Source organism: Vibrio sp. NFR (genome assembly GCF_027587095.1).
Lineage (GTDB): Bacteria > Pseudomonadota > Gammaproteobacteria > Enterobacterales > Vibrionaceae > Vibrio > Vibrio harveyi.
Map to the genome: position 1 here is coordinate 198127 of NZ_JAPPTN010000001.1, position 24094 is coordinate 222220.

The window sequence follows — 24094 nt, forward strand, 5'->3', positions numbered from 1 at the left end:
AAGACGAAAGACGCTACGGCGTCTTTTTGTCGTTGAGGAAGAATATGTCTACGCAAGACGCAAAGTTTGTCCAAGGTTCAACCATGCGCCACATTCTGGTGATGTCCGGAGCGGGTTCCGTGGGTTTAATGGCGCTGTTTGTCGTCGATTTGCTTGATATGTTGTTCATCAGTATGTTGGGGCAGGTCGAGTTGGCTGCGGCGGTTGGTTTCGCGGGAACATTAATTTTCTTCTCAACTTCAGCATCGATAGGTACCTCGATAGCGATGGGCGCTTTAGTTTCCAAAGCGATCGGTGCAAAGGATTTCGAACGAGCGAAGTTGACCAGTGGTAGCATCATGCTGGTGGCTTTTATGATCAGCTTGGTCATTACCATTGGTATGTTCATCCACATTCCCGAATTACTCGCAGCCATTGGTGCGGAAGGAGTTGCAGCGGAGCGTGCTGAAGCGTATCTCAACATTCTTCTACCAAGTGCGCCAATTTTGGCATTAGGTATGTCAGCCGGTGCAGGTTTGCGTGCTGCTGGTGATGCTAAACGCTCGATGTGGGCCACGTTGGCTGGTGGTATCGTTAATGCGATTCTTGATCCTCTCTTTATCTTTGTCTTCAAATGGAACGTGGAAGGTGCGGCGGCGGCATCGGTGATTGCTCGTTTTACGGTATTGGCATTCTCCCTTTATCCACTGGTGAAAGTGCATCAGTTGGTGTCCTTTCCAACATTCGATATCTTCAAAAATAACCTTAAGCCGATTTTGGCGATTGCCATTCCAGCAATCATCACTAATACCGCAACGCCAATTGGCAACGCGATTGTAACGACACATATTGCTCAATTCGGTGAGGACTTTGTCGCAGGCTTTGCGGTGATAGGGCGTTTAACACCAGTGTGTTTTGCTGTGATTTTTGCATTGTCTGGTGCGGTTGGTCCTATCATTGGGCAGAACTTTGGCGCGGAGCGAATGGACCGCGTGAAGCGAACACTGACAGACTCTTTGTTGGTTACCACTATTTACACGCTGGGTGTTTGTGCCTTGCTTTATGTTTTGCAAGATTACATCGTCGCTATGTTTAGTTTGACGGGGGATGCCGCGATTATTGTTGTCGCGTTCTGCACTTACGTTGCTATCACATTTGTATTCAATGGCACTTTATTTGTTGCGAATACCTCGTTTAACAACCTTGGTAAACCGCTTTATTCAACGGCATTGAATTTGGGTAAAGCGACAATTGGTACATTACCATTTGTGTACTTTGGGGCTCAATGGTATGGCGCACTTGGTGTGCTATATGGACAAGCGGTGGGTACGATTGTATTTGGTTTACTTGCACTGGTAGTACTGAACAAGCACATCAAAGATCTGATGCAGAACTTTGGGGAAGACATTATTGAAGAAGACCCTGCGATTACTTGTGTTAACACTCAGCCTTTCTGTTCGCATGACGCGGTATTGATCGACGAAGTCGCAACGGCTTTGGAAGAAGAAAAAGCGTAATTTTGCTTAATTCATCATATTGTTCTTGACCTTGGAGCTAGCTCCAAGGTTTATCCTTAGTGGCAGAAAGAGACTCATCACCAATAAGGAAAGTGAATTATGTGTACAAAACATCAAGGTTGCCAATCTGGCAAAATCAAATCTGCGGTGGCGGTAGGTGCAAACGACTCTTGCTGCGCACCGGCAAAACCAACTCTCAATATCACGCAAGCGAGCGTGGTCGGCTCAGAAGGCTCTTGCTGCAGTAGCGGCGGTTGTAGCTCAGAGTCTGCCGAAGACGAAGGTCCTGCCGAACCCCTCGAATCCTCCATTCGTCATAGCTGGTTAGTGTCTGGTATGGACTGTCCTTCTTGTGCCCAAAAGTTAGAGAAGGCGATTACCTCTGTAGAAGGGGTTACCAACGCTAAAGTACTATTCGCAACCGAAAAATTGGTCGTCGATTTTGATAACCGTGCCGTCGCGGCTGTAATTGAGCAGGTCTCTCAACAAACTGGTTTTCCATTAATTTCTACCGATGCACCAAAGCCAAAAGCAGAAAAGAAAGGTTGGTTAGGCATTGTTAAAGACAATGTACAAATCCTATCGATCGCAGGTGCAATGGCGTTTGCTGGCATCATTTCTGATTTCAACCCAATGTTAAGTACTTGGCTGTTTACCTTAACCTGTTTGCTTGGTTTGTATCCGGTTGCAATGAAAGCGGTGAAATTGGCTCGTAGTGGCACTCCGTTTGCGATTGAAACATTAATGAGTGTCGCAGCATTAGGTGCACTTTACCTTGGCGAAACTGCTGAAGCAGCGATGGTGCTATTGCTTTTCCTTATTGGTGAAAAGTTAGAAGCATACGCATCATCTCGTGCTCGCAGTGGTGTTCAGGCATTGATGGACTTAGTGCCTGAAAATACGACACTAATAGTGGACGGCGAACGTCAAGAAGTGCCAGCGTCACAGCTTCAGCCAGGTGACATTATTGAAGTCGCTCCTGGTGGTCGTATGCCTGCTGACGGTCTACTTATGACCCAAGCAGCAAGCTTTGATGAGAGCGCACTAACCGGTGAATCCGTTCCAGTTGAACATGCTGAAGGTGGAAAAATCATGGCGGGTGCCGTGGTTGTCGACAAAGTCGTGCAAGTGAAAGTGACGTCTCGCCAAGGTGAAAACGCGATCGACCGTATTCTGCATTTGATTGAAGAAGCAGAGTCACGCAAAGCACCGCTTGAACGCTTCCTAGATAAATTCAGTCGTTGGTACACACCGCTGATGATGCTTGTCTCTCTATTAGTCATCATCACACCGCCATTGCTGTTTGCACAACCTTGGGAGACATGGGTATACCGCGGTTTAGCATTGTTATTGATCGCATGTCCATGTGCTTTGGTTATCTCTACTCCTGCAGCGATTACCTCAGGTTTAGCCGCGGCAGCAAAACGAGGTGCCTTGATCAAAGGCGGTGCAGCGTTGGAACTGTTGGGACGTGTTGAATCTGTCGCGTTCGACAAAACAGGTACTTTGACACAAGGTAAACCGCAAGTGACTGACGTGGTTCCATTCGATGTAACAGAAGAGCAGCTATTAAGCTTAACGGCGTCGATTGAGATTGGCTCAAGTCACCCACTAGCGTTATCGCTGGTAAGTAAAGCGCAAGAGCAAGGCATCAATATTCCTGAAGCGGCAGATAAAACTGCGCAGGTTGGTTCTGGTGTGACAGGTGTGGTTGAAGGGAAGTTGGTTCTAGTCATCGCACCATCGAAAGCAGACTTCCCAATCTCGCAACAGGTTGAGCAACAAGTGGTTGAGTTAGAAGGGCAGGGTAAAACGGTCGTTATTGCTCGTCATGATCATGAAGTCATTGGTTTGATCGCATGGCAAGACACGCTTCGCCAAGACGCCCAGCAAGCGGTTGCTGCACTGAAGAAACTTGGTATTTCATCAGTCATGTTAACCGGTGATAACCCACGTAGTGCAGAAGCTATTGCTAACCAGATTGGTCTTGATTACAAAGCCAGTCTGTTACCAGCGGATAAAGTGCACTATGTGGAAGAGATATCAGCGCAACACACTGTCGCGATGGTCGGAGATGGTATTAACGATGCACCGGCGATGAAAGCATCCAGCATCGGTATCGCCATGGGTGGTGGTACGGATGTTGCGCTAGAAACCGCAGATGCGGCCCTGACTCACAACCGCTTGGTTGAATTGCCTGCGATGATTGAGCTATCACGTGCGACGCTCAATAATATTCGTCAGAACGTAGCGTTGGCTTTAGGCTTGAAAGGCGTGTTCTTGGTGACAAGCTTACTCGGTATTACCGGGTTATGGGTTGCGGTATTAGCCGACAGCGGGGCTACTGCCTTGGTGACTTTGAACGCTCTAAGACTATTACGCTTTGAAACTAAGCAAGTAAAATAATCATAAACGTGTATTAAGAATTAGCCTGAGGCGGAGACGTCTCAGGCTTTTTTATATCTGTTAATCGAGATGGTCTTAGTGATGGTTTCGTTTGGTGAATCACTGATTACTATGCAATGAAATGATCTTTTGGTCTGTAAAGTGTGATCCAAACCGTTTTTATTTGAAAGTGTAGATTTATTACATTGTTTCATTGTGATTGTGATCACTCAATGTTGGTAAAAGGTTCGCTACAGTGCATCTGTACCCAACAACTTATTAATGAGCTTATTGTTTACAAAATAAGCCACAACAAGGAGCGACTTATGTCTCAAGCTGTATTCCATTTAGGTGTTACTGAAGCTGATCTTAATGGTGCTACTCTAGCAATCATTCCAGGCGATCCAGCACGCGTACAAAAAATCGCAGAAGAAATGGAAAACCCAGTATTTCTAGCAAGTCACCGTGAATACACGCTATACCGTGCAGAGCTAGACGGTAAACCTGTTGTGGTTTGTTCTACAGGTATCGGTGGTCCATCTACTTCTATTGCAGTAGAAGAGCTAGCGCAACTTGGTGTTCGTACTTTCCTACGTGTTGGTACTACTGGCGCAATCCAACCACACGTAAACGTAGGTGACATGATCGTTACGACAGGTTCTGTTCGTCTAGATGGCGCGAGCCTACACTTTGCTCCAATGGAGTTCCCAGCAGTAGCAGATTTCGAAATCGCAACAGCAATGAAAGCAGCCGTTGAAGAGTCTGGTGCAACAGTTCATATGGGTGTGACTGCTTCAAGTGACACTTTCTACCCAGGTCAAGAGCGTTACGATACTTTCTCTGGTCGTGTTGTTAAGCGTTTCCAAGGTTCTATGCAAGAGTGGCAAGACATGGGCGTTCTGAACTTCGAAATGGAGTCAGCAACATTGCTAACCATGTGTGCAAGCTCTGGCCTGAAAGCAGGTTGTGTGGCGGGTGTAATCATCAACCGTACACAAAAAGAGATTCCAGATCATTCAACTCTGAAAGAAACGGAAGCTCGCTCAATTAAAGTTGTAGTAGAAGCCGCTCGTAAGATGCTTTAAGTACAACATTAGTTGGCATTTAAACAAACGGGAAAAACCAGAGGTTCGCCTCTGGTTTTTTCTATCTGTTCGTTTGTTTGGGTGCAACAACTTTAAACCTGACGCAATAAAAAAAAGCAGCCGAGAGGGCTGCTTTTCTGTTTTTTGATTGGAGGTTAAAAACTAGATTTCGTCAGAACCGCCAGCGGCTTCAAACCATGCAGAAAGGTGAGTTTTGAGATCTTTGAGTTCATCAGGACCGATCAGTGCCAAACCTAAATCTTCTGCACGAGTGATGTCATTATGGCGCAGTGGGCGGAAGCTCACCAACATCGCTCTTGCTTGTAGACCGCCAAGAAGATCACGCAGCGATTCAAGTTTGTAGAGCGTGTCATCGCCATCGTCACGCATGCCTTTGGTTTTACATTCGATGATGTGAAGCTTGTTGTTCACCACCGTTGCCACGTCAAGCTCATTACGAACTTCACTTTCACCGAGTTTGCGATAAACCTGCACGTTCAACGAACGGTCTTGAATGGTCGGCATGGTGTCTTGAATTTGTTTAACGGTGCTGTGAACCAGAGTTTCTAACCACTCACCATTTGAGAAGCGGCGTGCATCTTCGTCAGCAAACGTCAGTACGCCGTTTTCGTAAGTGGCGATTTGCGCTTCGACCAAGTCGGTCAACAACATGTTCAGTTCACGGTAGCCTTGTTGTTTCTCAGAAAGCTCAACATCTAGCTTTTGCTCTTTACGACACGTTGTTGCAAGGTAGTTTAGTGTAGCAAGACCAGGACCAAGCTCTAACGCGTTAGACGCCCAGCGCTCGCCAAGTTCATACAGCTTTTGGTCAAGTTGAGGAGGAAGGTCTACGTGGTGGAATTCACCGCGCGCACCGAAAATTGTAAGGTAGTCAGAAATCGTAATGTGGTCTTCTACTTGCGTGTCTTCTTTGCCATCTGGGTAAAGCCAGCATAATTTGTCACTATTTGGCTCTACAACGAAGATTGGCCAGCGATAAGTACGGAAGACTTCGTACACGGAAAGCAGACGGTGACGAAGACCACAGCTTGCATTGAGTTTAACTTCTTCGCCTCGGTCGTGGAGGTCTTTTGCCAATTTGTGGACAGATTGTTTGATCAGAGAAGTGTTTACTGCAGAAGGAATTTCAAAGAATTCGGAAGTAATTTCTCGCTGCTCTAATACTGCGCTCAGTCGCTCGTACATATCGGATTGGCTTTTGTCGCCGATGAAGACGATATGTGTACTTACAGTGCGATTATCCAAAAGAGGAGTGACTAATCTCACTGGATCTTGGTCGATAATACCAACATGAACAGCCATAGGTTTTCCTTCTTATTTGGCTTGCTCGAAAAGAGAAAAGAAAAGGGATGAGCAAGCCATAATAACCATATGTAGACAAGGCTCATAAAAAACAAGGGTGACTTTAATAAAAAGTCACCCTTATACAGTTGGTTGCAATAAATCCGCTACTTGTCGCGTTCGATTTTATAGCTTAAATCGATGAACCAGTTCATTTTGCTGATGCGCAAGTTGCGTCATTGATTCGCTGGTTTGCGCAATGCTAGACATCGCGTGATAGCTTTGGTCTGCAATGCTATTGATGTCTTCAATGCTGCGTGCAATATCGGCAGAAGTCTCGCTCTGCTCAGCTGCCGCCTGAGATATATGCGTGCTCATTTGGCTGATTTCGATGATCAGTGCTTGGATTTCTTCCATTGAACTGTTTGCTTTTGATGCTTGTTCCACCGACATTTCCATATCACTCATACAACTTTGAATCACCTGACTCGCGGTTTGTGAACTGGTTTGTAGGTTACTGATCATTGACTCAATCTCAGTTGTCGATTGTGTCGTCTTGGAAGCTAACACTCGAACTTCATCGGCAACAACTGCAAAACCACGACCTTGCTCGCCAGCACGTGCTGCCTCAATGGCGGCATTCAGTGCGAGTAGGTTGGTTTGTTCAGCAATGTTACGAATTACATCCAGAATAGAGCCAATTTGCCCACTCATTTTCTGCAATTCAGAAACCGCAGACACTGATTCGTTTAAACGTGTCTCAAGTTGGTTGATGGTCGAGATATTGCTGTTCATCACGTTGCGTCCTTGGTCAGACGCTGTCTCAACACGTTGTACCATCTCTAGCGAGCCTTGTGCACTCTGCGCGACTTCTTGTACTGAGTGAGACATCTCAGTCATTGCTGTCGCCACATTAGCGGTTTGCTCACGTTGAGAATTCAATTGTGTTTGTGCTTGTGAAGAAGTTTGCTCGTTGGTTGATGCGGTTGTTGCTAAGTTGTCTGATGCATCGTTTAGTTTCACAAGGATGTTGTGCAAGCTATCCGCGAGCGTATTGATGTGACCGCTCACACGGCTGAATTCGTTGTTGTAACGGTTGTCGATACGTTGCGTCATATCGCCTTCTGTAAGGCCTTCCAACGCTTTTAAGATGCGAGTTAGTGGTTCACGAACACTTTGCGCGATGTGGTAGCCGATCGCTGTTGCAAAGAGAACCACAATAACAGCAATGACAATCGCTTTAGTCACGCCCGCTGAGTAGATGTCCCCAGCGTCAGCGAGAGACTCGTTCAGCTTATCGGTTGCGGTTGTGGTGAATTGTTCAAGAATTGCCATGCTAGAGTCTACTTTTGTTGCTAGGTTAGCAATGTTGTTGTACAACGCAGATCGAGCCGATAAGTAACTGTTGTGTTGATCCAATACTCCGCCACGCATACCTACGTCGCGAGTAAACTGCTCAACGGATTCGCCGAAGGCTTTTTGCAGCTCAGGCAGTTGTGTCACAAGTCCACGGAACGCGTAGTTTAGGTGCGTGACTGCTTTACGGTTTTTTGCTACCGCTTGAGTTACGAATTCTGGGTTGGTACTTGCCAGCGCATCCGAGGTAATAACTTCAGCATCTTTTAATTTAATGAAGTAGCTTTTTGCCATCACTTTCACTGAGATGCTGGATTGATCTGCAACGTATTCTTTAAGACCAACAGAAAGCTCTGTGTTGAGCTTTTGGAAACGACGCGATGATTTTTGCACTTCTTCTTGTGCAGAGAACATTGCCTCATAGTTGTCCATGGCTTCTTTTGCTTCGGTAAAGTAGCTCTGCTCAAGTTCTTTAAGTTGAGAAAATGGTTCGGCAAGAGAAGGGTAGATTTGACTCGCGATTTCAAGTTGACTCAATGTCCCTTCAAAGCGCTGTTGAGATTTAGCAAATTCCTGACGCATTTCATCCATGCGTTGTTTATTCTCTGTGGTCAGGAAATCCTTAAAAGATTTATCTGCGGAAAGCAGTTCCACACTGGTCTGGTTAGATAGTGAAACAAGTGGTAGTGAAGACTTGGATACTGTCTCAAACTTACCGTGAATATCATTCATGCCCCCCATCATAATGGCAATCGTGACCGCAAACAGGACGATGATTAGCGCGAAGCCTGCATACATCCGTTTAATAACTGAACCTCGCATAAGTGAGCTTCCTCTCCCAAAAATAGACAAGATAAATAAGAAATGTCTTAAAAAAGTAACAAAATTCATTGGATTGTATTGAGTTTGAGACGCACGTTTTATGACGGACACGACAAAAAAAGCTTCAACGTAACGGCTTATATTGATAATGTTAAGTGAACACTGTTTTTTATTGAGCTCGCTTTTGGCTTAGCGCATACTAAATAGGTTACACACCTTATAAAATGGAGTACCCATGGCGGAAGAAACCATCTTTAGCAAAATTATTCGCAAAGAAATCCCAGCAGATGTCCTTTACCAAGATGATTTAGTAACGGCGTTTCGTGATATTAATCCGCGTGCACCAAGCCACATTCTTATCATTCCAAATAAGCTGATCCCGACAACTAATGACGTGGAAGCCGAAGATGAAGCGATGATGGGGCGCATGTTCACGGTTGCGAAAAAGCTGGCTAAAGAAGAAGGCATTGCAGAAGACGGTTACCGTTTGATTGTAAACTGTAACTCACATGGCGGTCAGGAAGTCTATCATATTCATATGCATCTAGTGGGCGGTCGTCCTTTAGGTCCAATGGTATTGAGCTAATCTATTAGAAGTGGATGAAGCAGTTCATCCACTTCTTTATACCCAAGCACTTCGGGATGTTTGGCTCAGCCAATGTTTTGAAATTACTTGGGTATATTTCTGTGAACGACACATTTGTGGAGATAAATGTGAAACATGGTGTGAAGCTATTTGGATTGATGAGCTGGGTCCTGCTTGCTACGGGATGTGCGAACTTATCCGCTGGCAATCTGTTCAGTCATTACAGCGACCAAAATAAAGAAGTCTACCAAGCGGTGGTTGCTGGTGAATACGCCAAAGCTGAACAACTGCAATCAAGTGATGTAGGTGGCGAAATCCTTGGAAACTTTGAACAAGGAAGAATTTCGTTTCTTGCTGAGGATTACCCTACCAGCTTGAACTCATTAGAAGAAAGCGATCGTGCAGTTCGTAAACAACAAGATCGTGCAACCATTTCTGTTACGGAAACAGCAACCAGCGTTGGTTCTCTTGCCGTTAACGACAATCTAAATGAATATCAGCCTGCCGATTATGAGCTCGGCTTTTTGCATTTGTACTTAGGTTTAAACTATTTGCAAAAGAATGATCTCGAAGGTGCGCTGGTAGAAATGCGCCGTGCTAACCAAGTGCAAGAAGCAGCGAAGAAAGCACGTGAAAAGGAACTAAAACGCGCAGAGAAGGATCTTAAGAGTCAAGGCATGTCGGCGAACCTAGGTAGCGTGCTTGCAAACTACCCAGATGCGGGTAAAAAGCTAAGTTCAGTACAAAATGGCTACTTGTTCTATCTGTCGGGTCTTTTATATGAAGCGTCACGAGATTTGAATAGTGCGTATGTAGACTACCGTCGTGCCCTTGCGGTGATGCCAAACAATAAGCAAGTGATTGAAAGCACCATGTATGCCGCAAAAAAGCTCGGCATGCGTGAAGACTTACGTTTACTTGAAAAACGTTATGGTAAAGCACCTTCAGGGTTGAGTAAGTCTCAAGGTCGCGTGATCGTGATCGATGAACAAGGTGTTGTAGAAGCATTACAAGGTTGGCGTATAGATTTGCCTATATATGACAGCCGAGGTGATGGTGCAATTTATTCGCTCGCATTACCTTATTACCCAAAAAGTGGAACGCAGCGTTTCGGCGATGTGGCATTGAATGGTAGCAAATTACCATCGAGCACTTTAGTTGATGTTAACTCGATGGCTCAAAACGATTTGAACGAACGTTTAACGACGATTGTTATTCGTCAGGCAATTCGTGTTTGGGCAAAAGACCGAATTCGAAAAGAAGCAGCGAAGAAAGGCGATGACGTCGGCAACATTCTTTTCAATGTTTGGAATACATTAACTGAACAACCTGATACCAGAAGTTGGCAGACGCTCCCGGGGACGGTGAAAACGGCTTCGAAAGTGGTGAAGCCGGGCAAGCAGAGTCTTAACTTAGGTGATCAGGTGTATCAATTTGACGTGCCAGCACAACAAACCACGTTGGTTTGGGTGTCCCGTCAGGGATCGCACTCAACAGTGTGGCATAAACAACTAGGGAGGTTGTAATGAGAGCATGGCTTATAGGCTTAGCGGTGATCATTGGTTTAGCCGGGTGTGCTGACAACACCGCAGGTATCCGAATTGATGGTCAAACTCAAAAGGTGTTTTTTAATGACAATGTTTTGGGTAGCCGTTTGTTAGTTGACAACATCACAACGACTTACGTGGATGATCGCCCACGAGGTGTCGTGCAGTTAAGCAGTAACTACAAAGGTGACCAGCACATTCTTTATCGCTTTTATTGGTATGACAATACAGGTCTGGAAGTGAACACCAAACCTGGTCCGTGGCGCAAAATGATTGTGCGTGGATTCGAACAGGTGACTCTGTCTGAAGTGACGGTGAACCCAAACGGAACACAATTTCGCGTACAAATTCGCGAAGCAGATGATAACTAACTCAACTCGAGTAACACAATTTCGGCGGCTATGCTGCTTTGCCAAGGTGGAGGCACCTTGGTATGAAACACAAACTAAGGAACTCTCATGAAAAAAAGTATTATTGCTCTTTTAGGTCTTGCCGTCATTCTGGGTGGTTGTTCAAACAAGGTCTCTTACGGTGATGCGCAAGCGACAGAAACAACAACGATTGATTTCGGCTCGACGGATCTACAAAAAATTGCTGGCGAAATGGTCGACAGCATGATGATGTCAGGTTCAGTGGCAGCAATTACTCGTGACCAACGTCCTATCGTGTTTGTTGAGCGCATCAAGAACAAAACAAGTGAGCACATCGATACTGAATCTATTACTGACACTATCTCTACTAAGATGCTGAACTCTGGTAAGTTCCGTTTTGTAGACATGGATCGTGTGGAATCTGTTCGTGAGCAACTTAACTTCCAAAACACTGACGAGCTAGTGAACCAAAGCACAGCTATCCAATTCGGTAAAATGGTCGGTGCGCAATACATGCTTTACGGCAACCTTTCTAGCATCGTGAAAAATGCAGGCAGTGACAAAGACGTTTACTACAAAATGACGATGCGTCTAATGGATCTAGAAACAGGTCTGATTGAATGGGCGGATGAAACAGAAATCCGTAAAGAGCAATCTAAGAGCCTATTTGGTCTTTAATTGATTCTTTTTGGTCATATGACCTTGAGTGGAGAAGTCATTCATGGCGTGGTTTTCTTGGCAACAAGCGAAACAGTTAGATCCGAGTTTAAATACTCTTGATGGCTTCTTTACTTCACCACCAGTGAAGGTTCAAACCGTCACTGGTGGACTTACCAATCGTTGTTGGCGGTTGGAATCTTCAGAGGGTCTTGCGTATGTCTGGCGACCAACCAGTAACGTATGCAAGACCTTTGCTATATCTCGCCATAACGAATATCAAGTGCTCAATGCAATCGCCCCGCTTAACCTCGGACCTAAACCTGTCTTTGTTCATGAGCAAGGTTTGCTAGTGGAGTGGGTTCCGGGTGAGACATTGACTAAGCCTGGTATCGATATTGATGAATTATTGCCAATCGCTGCTGCTATTCATGAATATCCGTCGACGGCGATTCCTTTGGTTCCTTTCTCTTACTTGTCACGAATTGATCACTACTGGTTAGAGCTAGGTGGTAAGTACATTGGTACAGAGTTTGAAACCTTGTATCGAAAATGGCGGTCGGAACCGAGTGTTGAACAAGTTCCCGTTGCACTGTGCCACTTCGATCTTGGTTGTTATAACTTGGTTCGTGGTGAAGAGGGGGTGAAGGTCATAGACTGGGAATACGCCGCTTTATCTGATCCAAGATTAGACCTCACTTTGATTTTGCAGCTTGCCGATGTGCCAATTGAGCAGGGTGTTGCTCAGTATTGCCAGATTCGTCAAATTGATGATGTGTCTCTGTGGCTGGAAGGCGTACGTGCGTGGATGCCAAGGACCATTATGATGGCGATGTTATGGTATTTGATCGCCTACAAATTGTGGGATGATGAACAATACTTAGACAGTGCGAATGAGTTTAAAGACTTATTATGTATGGAAGATCACTGTTTTGATAACTCATGACTTTTTCCTCTTTAACCATAAGGAAATAGTGGTAGTTTAAAGTGAAGTACCAGCAAGTCACAGGGAGAGGTACACATGATTATTTACTTGCACGGCTTTGATAGTACAAGCCCAGGTAACCACGAAAAAGTTCTTCAATTGCAATTCATCGATGATGACGTTCGTTTCATCAATTACAGCACACTTCATCCTAAGCACGATATGCAGCACTTGTTGAAGGAAGTGTCTAAGGTCATCGACCAAGCGAATGACCCAGCCCCACTTATCTGTGGTGTTGGACTTGGCGCATATTGGTCAGAGCGTATCGGTTTTCTTTGCGGCATTAAGCAGGTGATGTTCAACCCAAACCTGCATCCAGAGAAAACGATGGCAGGTCGCATTGATCGTCCCGAAGAATATGAAGATATCGCGACCAAATGTGTCGAGCAATTCCGAACCAAAAACCAAGATCGTTGTTTAGTGATTTTATCCAAAGAAGATGAAATACATGACAATTCGAAAACTGCGGCAGAGTTGGACAAGCATTATCAGATTATTTGGGATGAGAACCAAACGCACAAGTTCAAGAAAATCTCTCATCATCTGCAAGCGATGAAGGCATTTAAGAACGCATAAATTGCCCAATAGATAAAAATTTAACTACCTTTAAACAGCACTTCAAGAAGTGCTGTTTTTGTATCTATTGGTTTTGACTCTATCGCACTGATTCTGCCAAATTTTACATTTTGTATCGATTTATCGGCTTGATTTATCGATTTAACCTTTTGTGGCACGAAAACGTTACCGTCAAGCAGATGAAAAGTAGTCAATCCGTATCCAGAGTAAGGATTTTTGTTGCCATCAAAGGATTGCTCTATATAATGAACTTGGTAAAAATAATTTGATAAATATCAAAAAAAATTGAGAGCGAGTAAGAAACTTGCCCATTTTTTGTCTGAGATCGTGTGTTTCAGGCGAATAATCCGATGGACCATAAGCCGAAAACAAGAGTAGGCAATAACATGATGGCATCGGGATTTATCCAAAAAGTGAGCTCACCTCTAGAGACCAAAGAATTCATCGGTTGGATGTATGACCGCAGCGTAACTGTGAGTCTACGTCGAGCTGAACCCATATATTCATTTTTGTAGAGGATAACATTGTGACACGCATTATCGTTGTAGGCGGCGGTGCTGGTGGCCTTGAGTTGGCTACCAAACTGGGCCGCACTCTGGGTCGTAAGAACCGTGCGCAAATTACACTGGTAGACCGTAAAGCGAGCCACTTGTGGAAACCACTGTTGCACGAAGTGGCAACAGGCTCATTAGACGAAGGTGTGGATGCATTGAGCTACCGTGCTCATGCCAAAAACCATTGCTTCGATTTCCAAATGGGTAGCCTTCAAGACATTGACCGTGAACGTAAAGTGATCATTCTAAGTGAACTAAAAGACGAACATGGTGAACTTCTGATGCCAAGCCGTGAACTGGAATACGATATTCTGGTTATGGCAATTGGCTCTACGTCAAACGACTTCAATACGCCTGGGGTTCGTGAAAACTGTATCTTCCTCGACAGCCCTGAACAGGCGCACCGTTTCCGTAGTGAAATGAATAATGAATTCTTAAAACTGCATGCAAAAAACGGTAACGGTACGGTAGATATCGCGATCGTTGGTGCGGGTGCAACTGGTGTTGAATTATCGGCAGAGCTTCACAACGCAGTAAAAGAATTACGTACGTATGGCTTCGGCGATCTTGACTCTAGCAAACTAAATGTAAACCTAGTTGAAGCAGGTGAGCGCATTCTGCCTGCGCTTCCACCACGTATCTCTTCTGCAGCGCATCAAGAGTTGGTTAAGCTAGGTGTAAACGTGCGTACTGCGACCATGGTGACACAAGCGGACAAAGACGGTTTGACTACCAAAGATGGTGAGAAAATCCCTGCACAAATCATGGTATGGGCTGCGGGTATCAAAGCGCCTGATTTCATCAAAGATATTGCCGGTCTAGAAACGAACCGTATTAACCAATTAGTCGTGAAAAACACGTTGCAAACCACTCGTGATGACGACATCTTCGTTATCGGCGACTTGGCTCAATGTACCCAGCCAGATGGCTCATTTGTGCCGCCACGAGCTCAGGCTGCGCACCAAATGGCAAGTCAAGCGTTCACTAACATTGTGGCTAAGCTTAATGGTCGCGAGCTTAAAGCATACGAATACAAAGACCACGGCTCTCTAGTGTCTCTAAGCCGCTTCTCAACCGTTGGTAGCTTGATGGGTAACTTAACCAAAGGCTCTATGATGGTTGAAGGTCGCATCGCACGCGTAGTTTACATTTCACTGTACCGTATGCACCAAATGGCGCTACACGGTGTGATTAAAACGGGTTTGATGATGCTGGTTGGTCGTATCAACCGCGTATTGCGTCCAAACTTGAAACTGCACTAATTTGAATTTTTGGTTCTTTGTTGAAGATTTGGCGAGAGAATCAAATAACAAATAGAAGAAAAGCCACCGCATGTCGGTGGCTTTTTTCATTCCAAGTCATTGGGTAACAGTGAATAAACGACCCCATCTTTTGGCTTCCCATGAAAGATAAATCGGTTTCTGGCAATCGCTTCTTTCTGTGCACCAACAGACTCAATTAAAGCCTGACTGGCTGTGTTATCTAAATCACAGACGATTTCTACGCGAGTCAAATTGAGTTTAGCGAAGCAGAACTCGGCAAGCGCGCGGATTGCCTCTTGAGCGTAACCTTTGCGTTGATAACGGTCCGCAACCCAATAGCCAATGCTTGCCATATTGAAGGTATGATAAAGCTCATTGACAGCAGCCATACCAACAAGGTTATCGCTACTTCGTTCATAAATGCCAAAACCAAACGCTTCTGTTTTTACCCAGTTCAGTCGCGTAGCGAGCAAGAAATCTTGCGCATCTCTTAGTGAGACATTTTCATCACACCAATCTAACCATTGGTGTAGGGAAGGGGATTCTGCCAGTATGCGTTGTAGAATATGGGCTTCCTCAGATGGGATTAATCTGAGAGCCAAACGAGGGGTTATGATTTCAAAATCTGGACTCATACAACTTCCATGTTAGATTTCAAATAAAACAAAGCGCAGCAAGTGCTGCGCTTTGTTGTTGGTACTGTGTTTTATTGTACTCGACGAACTTGAATGATCATCCCCATTAATGGGTTATCTAAGTAGTGGGTTTCGCCACTGCGCATACGACGCTTCTGATCCATTCGGAAGCTCTTCAAGAATGTCTCTTCAGTCACAGTCGGAGAGACTTCTGCTAAGTTACCGACTTGCACGTTACCATCGACTTCGCCAAATTCTTCAGACAATTGTTCTGAAGGTTGCGATTCAATGTGAACCTCCCGAACACTCGGTTCACGTAAGTCCATCGTTGTCTCGGCAAACAAATAGTGCTGAACGTAGATTTGTAATTTGCCATCCAACTCATAAAGCGGACCTTTAACGCTTTCTTCGCTATAGCCATTGGTCGCTAAGGAATGTGCATTGCCAGTGATTGAGCTGCCATCCGGATTATATGATCCTGAAAAATCACGCCCGCCAACAATGCGGAAAACTGGTGCACTTGCTTTACCACGGTCACCTTGACGCCACGCTACGTGCTTCAATACTTTAAAGCCTGCATGGTTGTTAAGTGCTGCTTCTTGAGCGTTCAATCTGTAAGAAGAACGAGGAAGCAGGGTGACACCTTTTGATTGACGGTAAGAATCGCTTTGTAAGCTGCCGACGTTACTCATTTCGATAGTTGGCAGTTTGTTTGGCCATGATTCACTGGTACTTTCAGCGTCGACTGCTCGCTTGAAAATAATTACTTCAATATCAAATTGACGCGCAGCCCATGATGGCATTGAGACACAAAGAAGTAATAATGGGATCAGTATTCTCATTCGACTATTAGCTCGTTGGTAATAAATTCTGTTTAAAATCATTCAGTAAGTCTTGAACAAACTGAATGCGTTTACGTCGGTCCGTCAATGGTACGCTAAACTTGAACTTAGTTGGACCTTCCATTGCAAATTTTTGCGGCTGTGATTGCAGGAGTTTAACTAAATATGCTGGGTTTATGTCAGCATCAGGGTAAAACTCGATGAAACCACCTTTGTCATGAGCTTCAATTTTCTTAGCTTTGAGACATGCAGCAGCAATTTTTAGCTCAGAGACAGACAGTAAGTTCTTCGTTGCATCAGGTAGCAAGCCGAAACGATCAATCAGTTCCACTTTTAATTCTGATAGCCCTTCTTTATCTGTCACGCTCGCGATTCGTTTGTACATAGATAGGCGAGTGTTGACGTCTGGTATGTAGTCATCCGGCAAAAGAGCTGGAATGCGCATTTCGATTTCAGTTTGTTCTCGAAGTAGATCATCCAGTGAAGGTTCTTTGCCTTCTTTTAAGGCTTCAACAGCTTGTTCAAGCATTTCCATATATAGTGTAAAACCAACCGATTGAATTTGACCACTTTGTTCGTCACCCAGTAACTCACCAGCCCCGCGGATTTCAAGATCGTGGGTAGCAAGAGTGAAGCCAGCACCAAGGTCTTCCAGTGACGCAATTGCATCAAGACGCTTAATTGCATCTTTCGTTATTGCTTTTGGATGTGGCGTCAACAGGTAAGCGTACGCTTGGTGGTGTGAACGACCAACACGACCACGAAGCTGGTGCAACTGCGCGAGACCTAGGTTATCTGCTCGGTCCATGATGATGGTGTTGGCGGTTGGTACGTCAATACCTGTTTCTATGATCGTAGTACATACGAGTAAGTTGAAGCGCTGATGATAGAAATCATTCATGATGCGCTCGAGCTCGCGTTCACGCATCTGACCATGTGCAACGGTAACTCGCGCTTCCGGAATCAGCTTTTGCAAATCTTCGGCGGTTTTTTCAATCGTTTCGACTTGGTTATGTAGGAAGTAAACCTGACCACCACGCATGATTTCACGGAGTACTGCTTCGCGTACCACGGAGTCTTCGCGTTGACGTACGAAGGTCTTAATCGCCAAGCGGCGTGCTGGTGGTGTTGCGATGATCGACAAATCGCGCATGCCACTCATTGCCATGTTTAATGTGCGCGGAATTGGTGTTGCGGTAAGCGTTAAGATGTCGACATCGGCACGCATTGCTTTCACTTTTTCTTTTTGACGCACACCAAATCGGTGTTCTTCATCAACAATCAACAAGCCAAGATCTTTGAACTTAATATCGCTTGATAGCAACTTGTGAGTACCAACGACAATATCAACTTTGCCATCAGCGACATCTTGGAGAATCACTTTTTGCTCTTTTGCCGATTTAAAGCGCGACAGGACTTCTACGCGAATTGGCAAGTTAGCAAAGCGGTCGCGGAAGTTTTCAAAGTGTTGCTGTGCAAGCAGAGTGGTTGGTACTAAGACTGCCACTTGCTTACTGTTGTCTGTGGCAACAAATGCAGCGCGCATTGCGACTTCTGTTTTACCAAAACCAACGTCACCACAAACTAGGCGGTCCATGGCTTTTGCTTGGCACATGTCAGACAAGACCGCATTAATTGCCATTGACTGATCGTCGGTCTCCTCAAACGGGAAAGTTGCTTTGAAAGTTGCGTATTGACCGCGGTCGAGCTCAAATTTATAGCCCGGTTTTAGCTCTCGCTTGGCATAAACATCCAGAAGTTCTGCTGCAACGTCACGAACTTTCTCTGCAGCTTTACGGCGAGCTTTTGCCCATGCTTCACCGCCTAGTTTATGCAGCGGTGCACTTTCTTCAGCTCCGCCTGAATAGCGGCTAATCAAGTTCAGTGAAGATACGGGTACGTAAAGCTTGGCATCATTTTGATACTCAAGTGTTACGTATTCCGTTTTCATACCGCCAGCTTCAAGAGTTTGTAGGCCTATGTAGCGGCCGATACCGTGATCGATGTGCACAACAGGTTGACCCGGCTTAAGTTCAGCTAGGTGGCGTATGACGGTGTCACTGTTGACCGCTTTTTTGTCTTTACGGCGACGTTGGATAACGCGATCGCCAAGCAGATCGCTTTCGCAGATCAGCGCGAAATTTAGCTCTTCATGAATAAAACCATGTTCCGCAGCACCTAGAATTAGGCTGAAACGATCGTCAGAATCCAGCGCTTGATATAGTGAACCATGGACTACTGGGCGCACTTTAATGCCTTGCAGTAGCTCTGTTAATGCTTCACGGCGACCTTCTGACTCGACAGAGAAAACGATTTTACCCGCAAACTGTTCACTGAATTGGCGTAAACGCGCTAACGGCTCTTTGTTCTGCTGTTGAACACCAAGCTCGGCTAGAGATTGAACGGCGAGATTCTGGCGACCTGCACGTTTAACGATTTTCTCTAGGCTCAGCTGAGCTTGCGGTAGTTGTTTGAAGTGAGTGAATAGCTCATCTTTCTTCAGCCACAATTCATGTGGTGCTAACAACGGACGCAGTGGATCGATTTTCTTTTGATCGTAGCGGTAGTCAACGTCATTCAAGAAGGTATCGACTGCGGCTTCAATATCGCCGTAGGTGATCAGTTGAGAGTCATCGGGTAAATAATCGAAAAGCGTTTCTGTATGATCGAAAAACAATGGCTGCCAATATTCGATGCCCGCCGGCCAAGTGCCTTTGGTGACTTGCATGTAAATTGACTCAGGCTCGCGGCGAGCTTCAAACTGAGAGCGCCAACGAGTACGGAAATCTTCAATAGCCGCTTTCGTCGTCGGAAATTCATGCGCAGGCAGAAGCTGGATTTGCTGAATGTCTTCGATCGAACGTTGGTTTTCTGGATCAAATGTGCGAATGGTGTCGATCTCGTCATCAAAGAAATCAATGCGATATGGATCTGAACTGCCCATTGGGAACAAATCTAGGATCGAACCTCGGCTTGCATATTCACCTGGACCAAAAACTTGATCAACGTGACGGTAGCCAGAGTTCTCCAGTTGCACACGCAGTTTTTCCAGCGAGAATTGGTCGCCCGTTTTCACCATCAAGGTGTGTTGCAGTAAGAAATCACGCGGGGACTGGCGTTGTAATACTGTGCTCACTGGCACAATGGTCACACCACGATTTTGGTTTGGCAATTGATATAAGCGTGCAATACGATCTGAGATGATCTCTTGGTGTGGAGAAAAGTTGTCGTATGGCAGCGTCTCCCAATCAGGGAATAGGCTTACAGGTTGGTCGGTAAATTGCTCAATTTCTGCTTGCAGTTTGAGCGCGATTTGCGGGTCTGGTACCACTAGCAGAGAGTGGCTAGAGTGTTGTTTTGCTAGCTCGGCAATCGCCATCGGCAATGCCGCTCCCGGTAAGTTGCCAAGCTGTTTTTTATCGCCACGCTCAGACGGATTGGTGACGGACAGAATCGTTGCTTTTGTCATGGTAATTATTTGTTATCTCGCTCTAATGAGCGCTGACGGAGTAGTTTTTGCTGTTGGTATAGTGCGGCTTTAATCAATAAATCTTGGTCAGCTTCTCGAAGTAATTTGTACTTTAGTGTGACTACATAGCCTTGCTCGGCAGATTCGCACTCTACTACCTGAGCGTAGCAGTAAATTGCTGCAGCAGGATGATCTAAGAAGAGCTTCACACGAACCAGTTGGTCTTTTTCTACGGCAGAATCGCTACGGTAGCTCAGTTGGCTTGCGCCGAATTGCGTAGTCTGGAAACGGAGTGCAATGTCATCTTGTTGCGAGAGCATAAAGCTGAGCAGTAAGTTGAGTTTAGAGTTTTGAGTATCCAGCAAATGGATGACGTGTTTTAACTCTTTGTTTTGCAGCTCCAATCTCGCGTTATCAGCTAACATATCTAAATGGCTAAATTCACTTGCGACAATAAAAGGCGCTGGAATTTCGGATTGGAAAGTCTCTTCATCTGGCAGAGCAAAGTCCGTCCCTAGCGTTTCGACGTTGATAGTCAGATTGTGGTGTACGGTAAAATATTCTTGCTCTGTCATAATTCGGTCCTTTTCTGCCATCGAGCGCTCTCATTTCATTTAGGAATGAGTAGGATAGGGGGTTGATTATCGCTAATCAGGTTAAGTTATCAAGTTTCCCCGTTTCTCTGGCTGAACTTTTTGCTGTAAATGGGGACTTATTGCATGTCGTTGACAAATTTAGCGATTATCTTGTCTTCTTCATTGTAAGAGTAAGGTAAGATAACCCGTATTAACTAGCTAAGTAATGGCTTCATAACTAGATAACCAGTTGGTTTGTCCTATATGTATCATCCTATTTCTTTGTTTATTGGCTTGCGGTACCTTCGGGGACGCTCCGGAGACCGATTTAGCCGATTTGTTTCTTATATGTCGACAGCCGGTATCACAATTGGCGTGATGGCGTTAGTGACGGTGCTTTCCGTAATGAACGGTTTTGAAGCCCAGTTGAAAGAGCGCATTTTAGGAGTGCTTCCTCATGCTGTGATTTCGCAACACGATAGTAAAACGCCTCTCAGTGAAGCTGCTCCTAAGTTCATTCAAGATATGTCGACCATAGCAAAACCAGAACCTATTGTTCGTGGTGAGGCTGTTATTCAAAGCTCTGCACAACTGACAGCTGGTTATTTAATTGGTATAGAGCCCAAACTTGGCGACCCGATTTCTAACCACCTTATCGCAGGACGTTTATCTTCTCTTCAAGCAGGTGAGTACAAAGTATTCCTTGGTCACAGCTTGGCGCGCTCATTGAAAGTGTCGATGGGCGATAAAGTCCGTTTGATGGTCACCAATGCCACCCAATTTACCCCACTGGGTCGAATTCCGAGCCAACGTAATTTCACGGTAGCTGGCATCTTCAATACGGGCTCAGATGTCGATGGTCAGCTTATGATTGTTAATATGACTGATGCGGCAAAGCTGATGCGTTTACCGAAAGATACAGTCTCTGGCTGGCGTGTGTTCTTCTCAGACCCTTTTATGGTGACTGATTTTGCTGATCAGCCAATGCCTGATGGTTGGCAATGGAGTGATTGGCGAGAACAACGTGGTGAGCTTTTCCAAGCCGTCAAAATGGAAAAGAATATGATGGGCTTGATGCTTGGGCTGATCGTTGGTGTTGCTGCGTTTAACATTATTTCCGCTTTGATCATGGTGGTGATGGAGAAGCAATCTGAAGTCGCGATTCTTAAAACACAAGGTATGACTCAATCTCAAGTGATGGCGATTTTCATGGTTCAAGGCGCAAGCAGTGGTGTGATTGGTGCCATTGTTGGTGGTGCAATGGGCGTTGCTTTATCACTTAACCTCAATGCAATTCTTGAAGCGGCGGGAGTGGCACTATTTAGCTTCGGTGGTCACTTACCTATTGTGATTGATTCATTCCAAATTTTACTAGTGGTAGTGCTGGCGATTGCTCTGAGTCTAGCTGCAACTGTTTACCCGTCTTTCCGAGCATCTTCTGTTAAACCTGCTGAGGCACTTCGCTATGAATAAGCTATTAGAATGTCGTGATATTCGTAAAGTCTACCGAGAGGGTTCGTTAGATACTGAAGTGCTCAAAGGTGTAAGTTTTGATATTGATAAAGGCGAGTTAGTGTCTATTGTCGGTTCATCAGGCTCGGGTAAGAGTACGTTGCTCCACATCCTTGGAGCATTAGACGATGCATCTCAAGGAGAAGTGGATTTTCTGGGACAGAACCTGTCTGCTTTGAGCTCCAACAAACAAGCTGCATTGCGCAATAAGCATCTTGGCTTTGTGTATCAATTCCATCATCTGCTGGCTGATTTCACAGCGGTTGAAAATGTTGCAATGCCACTGTTGATTGGTGGGGCGAAAGTTGCAGATGCGAAAGCGGAAGCAAAAGCCCTTCTGGAGAAGGTGGGGTTGGGACATCGAATGGACCATCGTCCGTCAGAACTTTCTGGTGGTGAGCGCCAACGTGTGGCTATCGCACGAGCTTTGGTCAATAAGCCTGACTTGGTTTTAGCAGATGAGCCGACTGGTAACTTAGATCACAATACGGCGCTAGCGATTTACGACTTAATGCGTGAGTTAAATCAGGAGTCGAATATTGCTTTCTTAGTTGTCACTCATGATAACGAGCTGGCCGCGAAAATGGATCGCCAAATGCATATGCAAGATGGTTTGCTGGTGGATCGTTTTACCACAGACACAGCAACCGTGGAGGGCTAATTTTGTTTTCATCTTTAGCATTGATGATTGGTGGACGTTTCAGTCGCGCTAAAAAGCGTAACAAGATGGTATCGTTCATTTCTCTTTCCTCCACCATAGGTATTGCGGTTGGCGTAGCAGTCATCATCATTGGCTTATCTGCGATGAATGGCTTTGAACGAGAGTTACAGTCTCGTGTGCTTTCTGTGATTCCACATGGTGAGTTAGAGGGGGTGAATGGTCCACTGCACAACTATACCAAAACCATGAAGCAAGCCCTAAGTCATGAGCATGTGGTTGCTGCCGCACCTTATGTTCGGTTTACAGGGTTAGCAGAGAAGGGCAGTAAGCTAAAAGCAATAGAAGTTCGCGGTGTGGATCCAGCTTTTGAGCAAGCTGTTTCTAGTATGTCTGACTTTATTGACCCACAGGCGTGGCAAAATTTTTACTCAGGTCAACAGCAAGTGATTCTTGGGCGTGGTGTCGCCAATGAGTTAAAGGTCGATGTTGGTGACTATATTACTTTAATGATCCCGCAATCAGGCAGTACGAATAAGGTACAAGCCCCAAAGCGAGTCCGAGTCAAAGTCGCTGGTTTTTTAACGCTTAACGGTCAAATCGATCATTCATTAGCGCTAGTACCACTCAAGGATGCTCAAGCCTATGCCCGCTTAGGTGATGGCGTTACAGGTATTTCGCTGAAGACGGATGATGTGTTGAATGCACCATCAATTGTACGTGAAGTCGGTAGCCGAATTGATGTTTATGTTTACCTAAAAAGCTGGCAACAACAATTTGGCTTTTTGTACCGTGATATCCAACTTGTTCGTACCATTATGTACCTGGTAATGGTGCTAGTGATTGGTGTCGCGTGTTTCAATATTGTCTCGACATTGATGATGGCGGTTAAAGATCGCGCGGCTGAGATTGCGATTCTTCGTACTATGGGTGCAAAAGACAGTTTGATTAAGCGTATCTTCGTTTGGCAAGGCGTATTCTCGGGCGTATTTGGTAGTCTTGCGGGTAGTGTCGTTGGCGTTCTTGTTGCTCTCAACCTCACACCGATTATTAAGGGGTTGGAAGCCTTAATTGGTCACCAATTTCTTTCGGGGGATATCTACTTTGTCGACTTCTTACCATCGCAATTGCATTGGCCAGATGTTGCTTTGGTTTCCATTACGGCGATTATCTTGAGTTTGTTGGCAACATGGTACCCAGCCTCCCGTGCAGCGAAACTTAATCCAGCGGCGGTATTGAGTTCCAAGTAATCTACAAAGCTCAGCGAACAGTTCGCAAATAACAGACAACAAAAAAAGGACCGATTATTATCGGTCCTTTTTATCTATATCGTTGCTATCTCTAATTGGCTCGATGCGTTTCATACTTGAGTTACATCACCTTTCATTTCTAACGTTAACTGTTTTCCATTCAACGCGC

Annotated in this window: 19 protein-coding genes; 13 read left to right on the plus strand and 6 right to left on the minus strand. The window is 45.3% G+C overall.

The features are described from left to right. Positions 1-44 precede the first annotated feature (44 nt). The 3 genes from OH463_RS00895 to udp all read left to right on the plus strand — a co-directional run bounded on the left by OH463_RS00895 (position 45) and on the right by udp (position 4966). The gene (locus OH463_RS00895) at positions 45-1496 is read left to right on the plus strand and encodes an MATE family efflux transporter (RefSeq protein ID WP_269990302.1); all 1452 of its coding nucleotides are present in this window, start codon (positions 45-47) and stop codon (positions 1494-1496) included. 99 nt (positions 1497-1595) lie between these two features. Next, a complete protein-coding gene (locus OH463_RS00900; protein ID WP_269990303.1) occupies positions 1596-3902 on the plus strand; it encodes a zinc/cadmium/mercury/lead-transporting ATPase in 2307 nt (768 codons plus the stop codon). A 305-nt stretch (positions 3903-4207) separates the two neighbouring features. After that, entirely contained in the window at positions 4208-4966 is a 759-nt protein-coding gene (gene udp, locus OH463_RS00905; protein ID WP_005437517.1) for a uridine phosphorylase, read from the plus strand. Positions 4967-5128: 162 nt separating this feature from the next. Here the strand turns inward: udp and OH463_RS00910 are convergent, their stop codons facing one another. Together OH463_RS00910 and OH463_RS00915 are read right to left on the minus strand one after the other, a co-directional pair. Continuing rightward, positions 5129-6289, minus strand: coding sequence for a DUF1887 family protein (locus tag OH463_RS00910; RefSeq protein ID WP_005437515.1), 1161 nt, complete (start codon positions 6287-6289; stop codon positions 5129-5131). A gap of 165 nt (positions 6290-6454) precedes the next feature. After that, positions 6455-8446, minus strand: a complete 1992-nt coding sequence (locus OH463_RS00915; RefSeq protein ID WP_005446660.1) for a methyl-accepting chemotaxis protein — start codon at positions 8444-8446, stop codon at positions 6455-6457. Positions 8447-8681: 235 nt separating this feature from the next. On the opposite strand from OH463_RS00915, the gene hinT reads away from it, so the two are divergent. From hinT to OH463_RS00950, 7 genes are all read left to right on the plus strand, one after another. Beyond that, positions 8682-9032 (plus strand): purine nucleoside phosphoramidase, encoded by a 351-nt coding sequence (hinT, locus tag OH463_RS00920; protein ID WP_005446662.1) that lies wholly within the window; start codon positions 8682-8684, stop codon positions 9030-9032. A 128-nt stretch (positions 9033-9160) separates the two neighbouring features. Next, positions 9161-10558, plus strand: a complete 1398-nt coding sequence (locus OH463_RS00925) for a COG3014 family protein (protein WP_009698321.1) — start codon at positions 9161-9163, stop codon at positions 10556-10558. Next, positions 10558-10950, plus strand: a complete 393-nt coding sequence (locus OH463_RS00930; protein WP_005446667.1) for a YcfL family protein — start codon at positions 10558-10560, stop codon at positions 10948-10950. Before OH463_RS00925 ends, OH463_RS00930 begins: the two co-directional genes overlap by 1 nt. Before the next feature lie 87 nt (positions 10951-11037). Continuing rightward, complete coding sequence (lpoB, locus tag OH463_RS00935) at positions 11038-11628, plus strand: penicillin-binding protein activator LpoB (protein ID WP_005431666.1); 591 nt, start codon at positions 11038-11040, stop codon at positions 11626-11628. Positions 11629-11671: 43 nt separating this feature from the next. Beyond that, positions 11672-12553, plus strand: coding sequence for a thiamine kinase (gene thiK / locus OH463_RS00940; RefSeq protein ID WP_005446675.1), 882 nt, complete (start codon positions 11672-11674; stop codon positions 12551-12553). 75 nt (positions 12554-12628) lie between these two features. Next, the gene (gene ycfP, locus OH463_RS00945; protein ID WP_005446677.1) at positions 12629-13168 is read left to right on the plus strand and encodes an alpha/beta hydrolase YcfP; all 540 of its coding nucleotides are present in this window, start codon (positions 12629-12631) and stop codon (positions 13166-13168) included. A gap of 526 nt (positions 13169-13694) precedes the next feature. Next, positions 13695-14984, plus strand: coding sequence for an NAD(P)/FAD-dependent oxidoreductase (locus OH463_RS00950; RefSeq protein ID WP_005446679.1), 1290 nt, complete (start codon positions 13695-13697; stop codon positions 14982-14984). 86 nt (positions 14985-15070) lie between these two features. On the opposite strand, the gene OH463_RS00955 is transcribed toward OH463_RS00950, so the two are convergent. From OH463_RS00955 to OH463_RS00970, 4 genes are all read right to left on the minus strand, one after another. Further along, complete coding sequence (locus tag OH463_RS00955; RefSeq protein ID WP_005446680.1) at positions 15071-15619, minus strand: GNAT family N-acetyltransferase; 549 nt, start codon at positions 15617-15619, stop codon at positions 15071-15073. 71 nt (positions 15620-15690) lie between these two features. Continuing rightward, positions 15691-16461: a peptidoglycan binding protein CsiV gene (locus tag OH463_RS00960; protein WP_195724123.1), complete on the minus strand. Its 771-nt coding sequence runs from the start codon at positions 16459-16461 to the stop codon at positions 15691-15693. A gap of 7 nt (positions 16462-16468) precedes the next feature. Further along, on the minus strand, positions 16469-19930 hold the full coding sequence (mfd, locus tag OH463_RS00965) for a transcription-repair coupling factor (protein WP_005446683.1): 3462 nt from the start codon (positions 19928-19930) through the stop codon (positions 16469-16471). Positions 19931-19935: 5 nt separating this feature from the next. Beyond that, positions 19936-20505: a PilZ domain-containing protein gene (locus OH463_RS00970; RefSeq protein WP_009698318.1), complete on the minus strand. Its 570-nt coding sequence runs from the start codon at positions 20503-20505 to the stop codon at positions 19936-19938. A 264-nt stretch (positions 20506-20769) separates the two neighbouring features. Here OH463_RS00970 and lolC point away from each other — a divergent pair, with 264 nt between their 5' ends. Genes lolC through lolE form a run of 3 tightly spaced genes read left to right on the plus strand, consistent with a single transcriptional unit; the run spans position 20770 to position 23925 of the window. Beyond that, on the plus strand, positions 20770-21978 hold the full coding sequence (lolC, locus tag OH463_RS00975) for a lipoprotein-releasing ABC transporter permease subunit LolC (protein ID WP_026000130.1): 1209 nt from the start codon (positions 20770-20772) through the stop codon (positions 21976-21978). Beyond that, entirely contained in the window at positions 21971-22678 is a 708-nt protein-coding gene (gene lolD / locus OH463_RS00980) for a lipoprotein-releasing ABC transporter ATP-binding protein LolD (protein WP_029790268.1), read from the plus strand. Before lolC ends, lolD begins: the two co-directional genes overlap by 8 nt. A 2-nt stretch (positions 22679-22680) precedes the next feature. Beyond that, the gene (lolE, locus tag OH463_RS00985) at positions 22681-23925 is read left to right on the plus strand and encodes a lipoprotein-releasing ABC transporter permease subunit LolE (protein WP_009698315.1); all 1245 of its coding nucleotides are present in this window, start codon (positions 22681-22683) and stop codon (positions 23923-23925) included. The last annotated feature ends 169 nt before the right edge of the window (positions 23926-24094 follow it).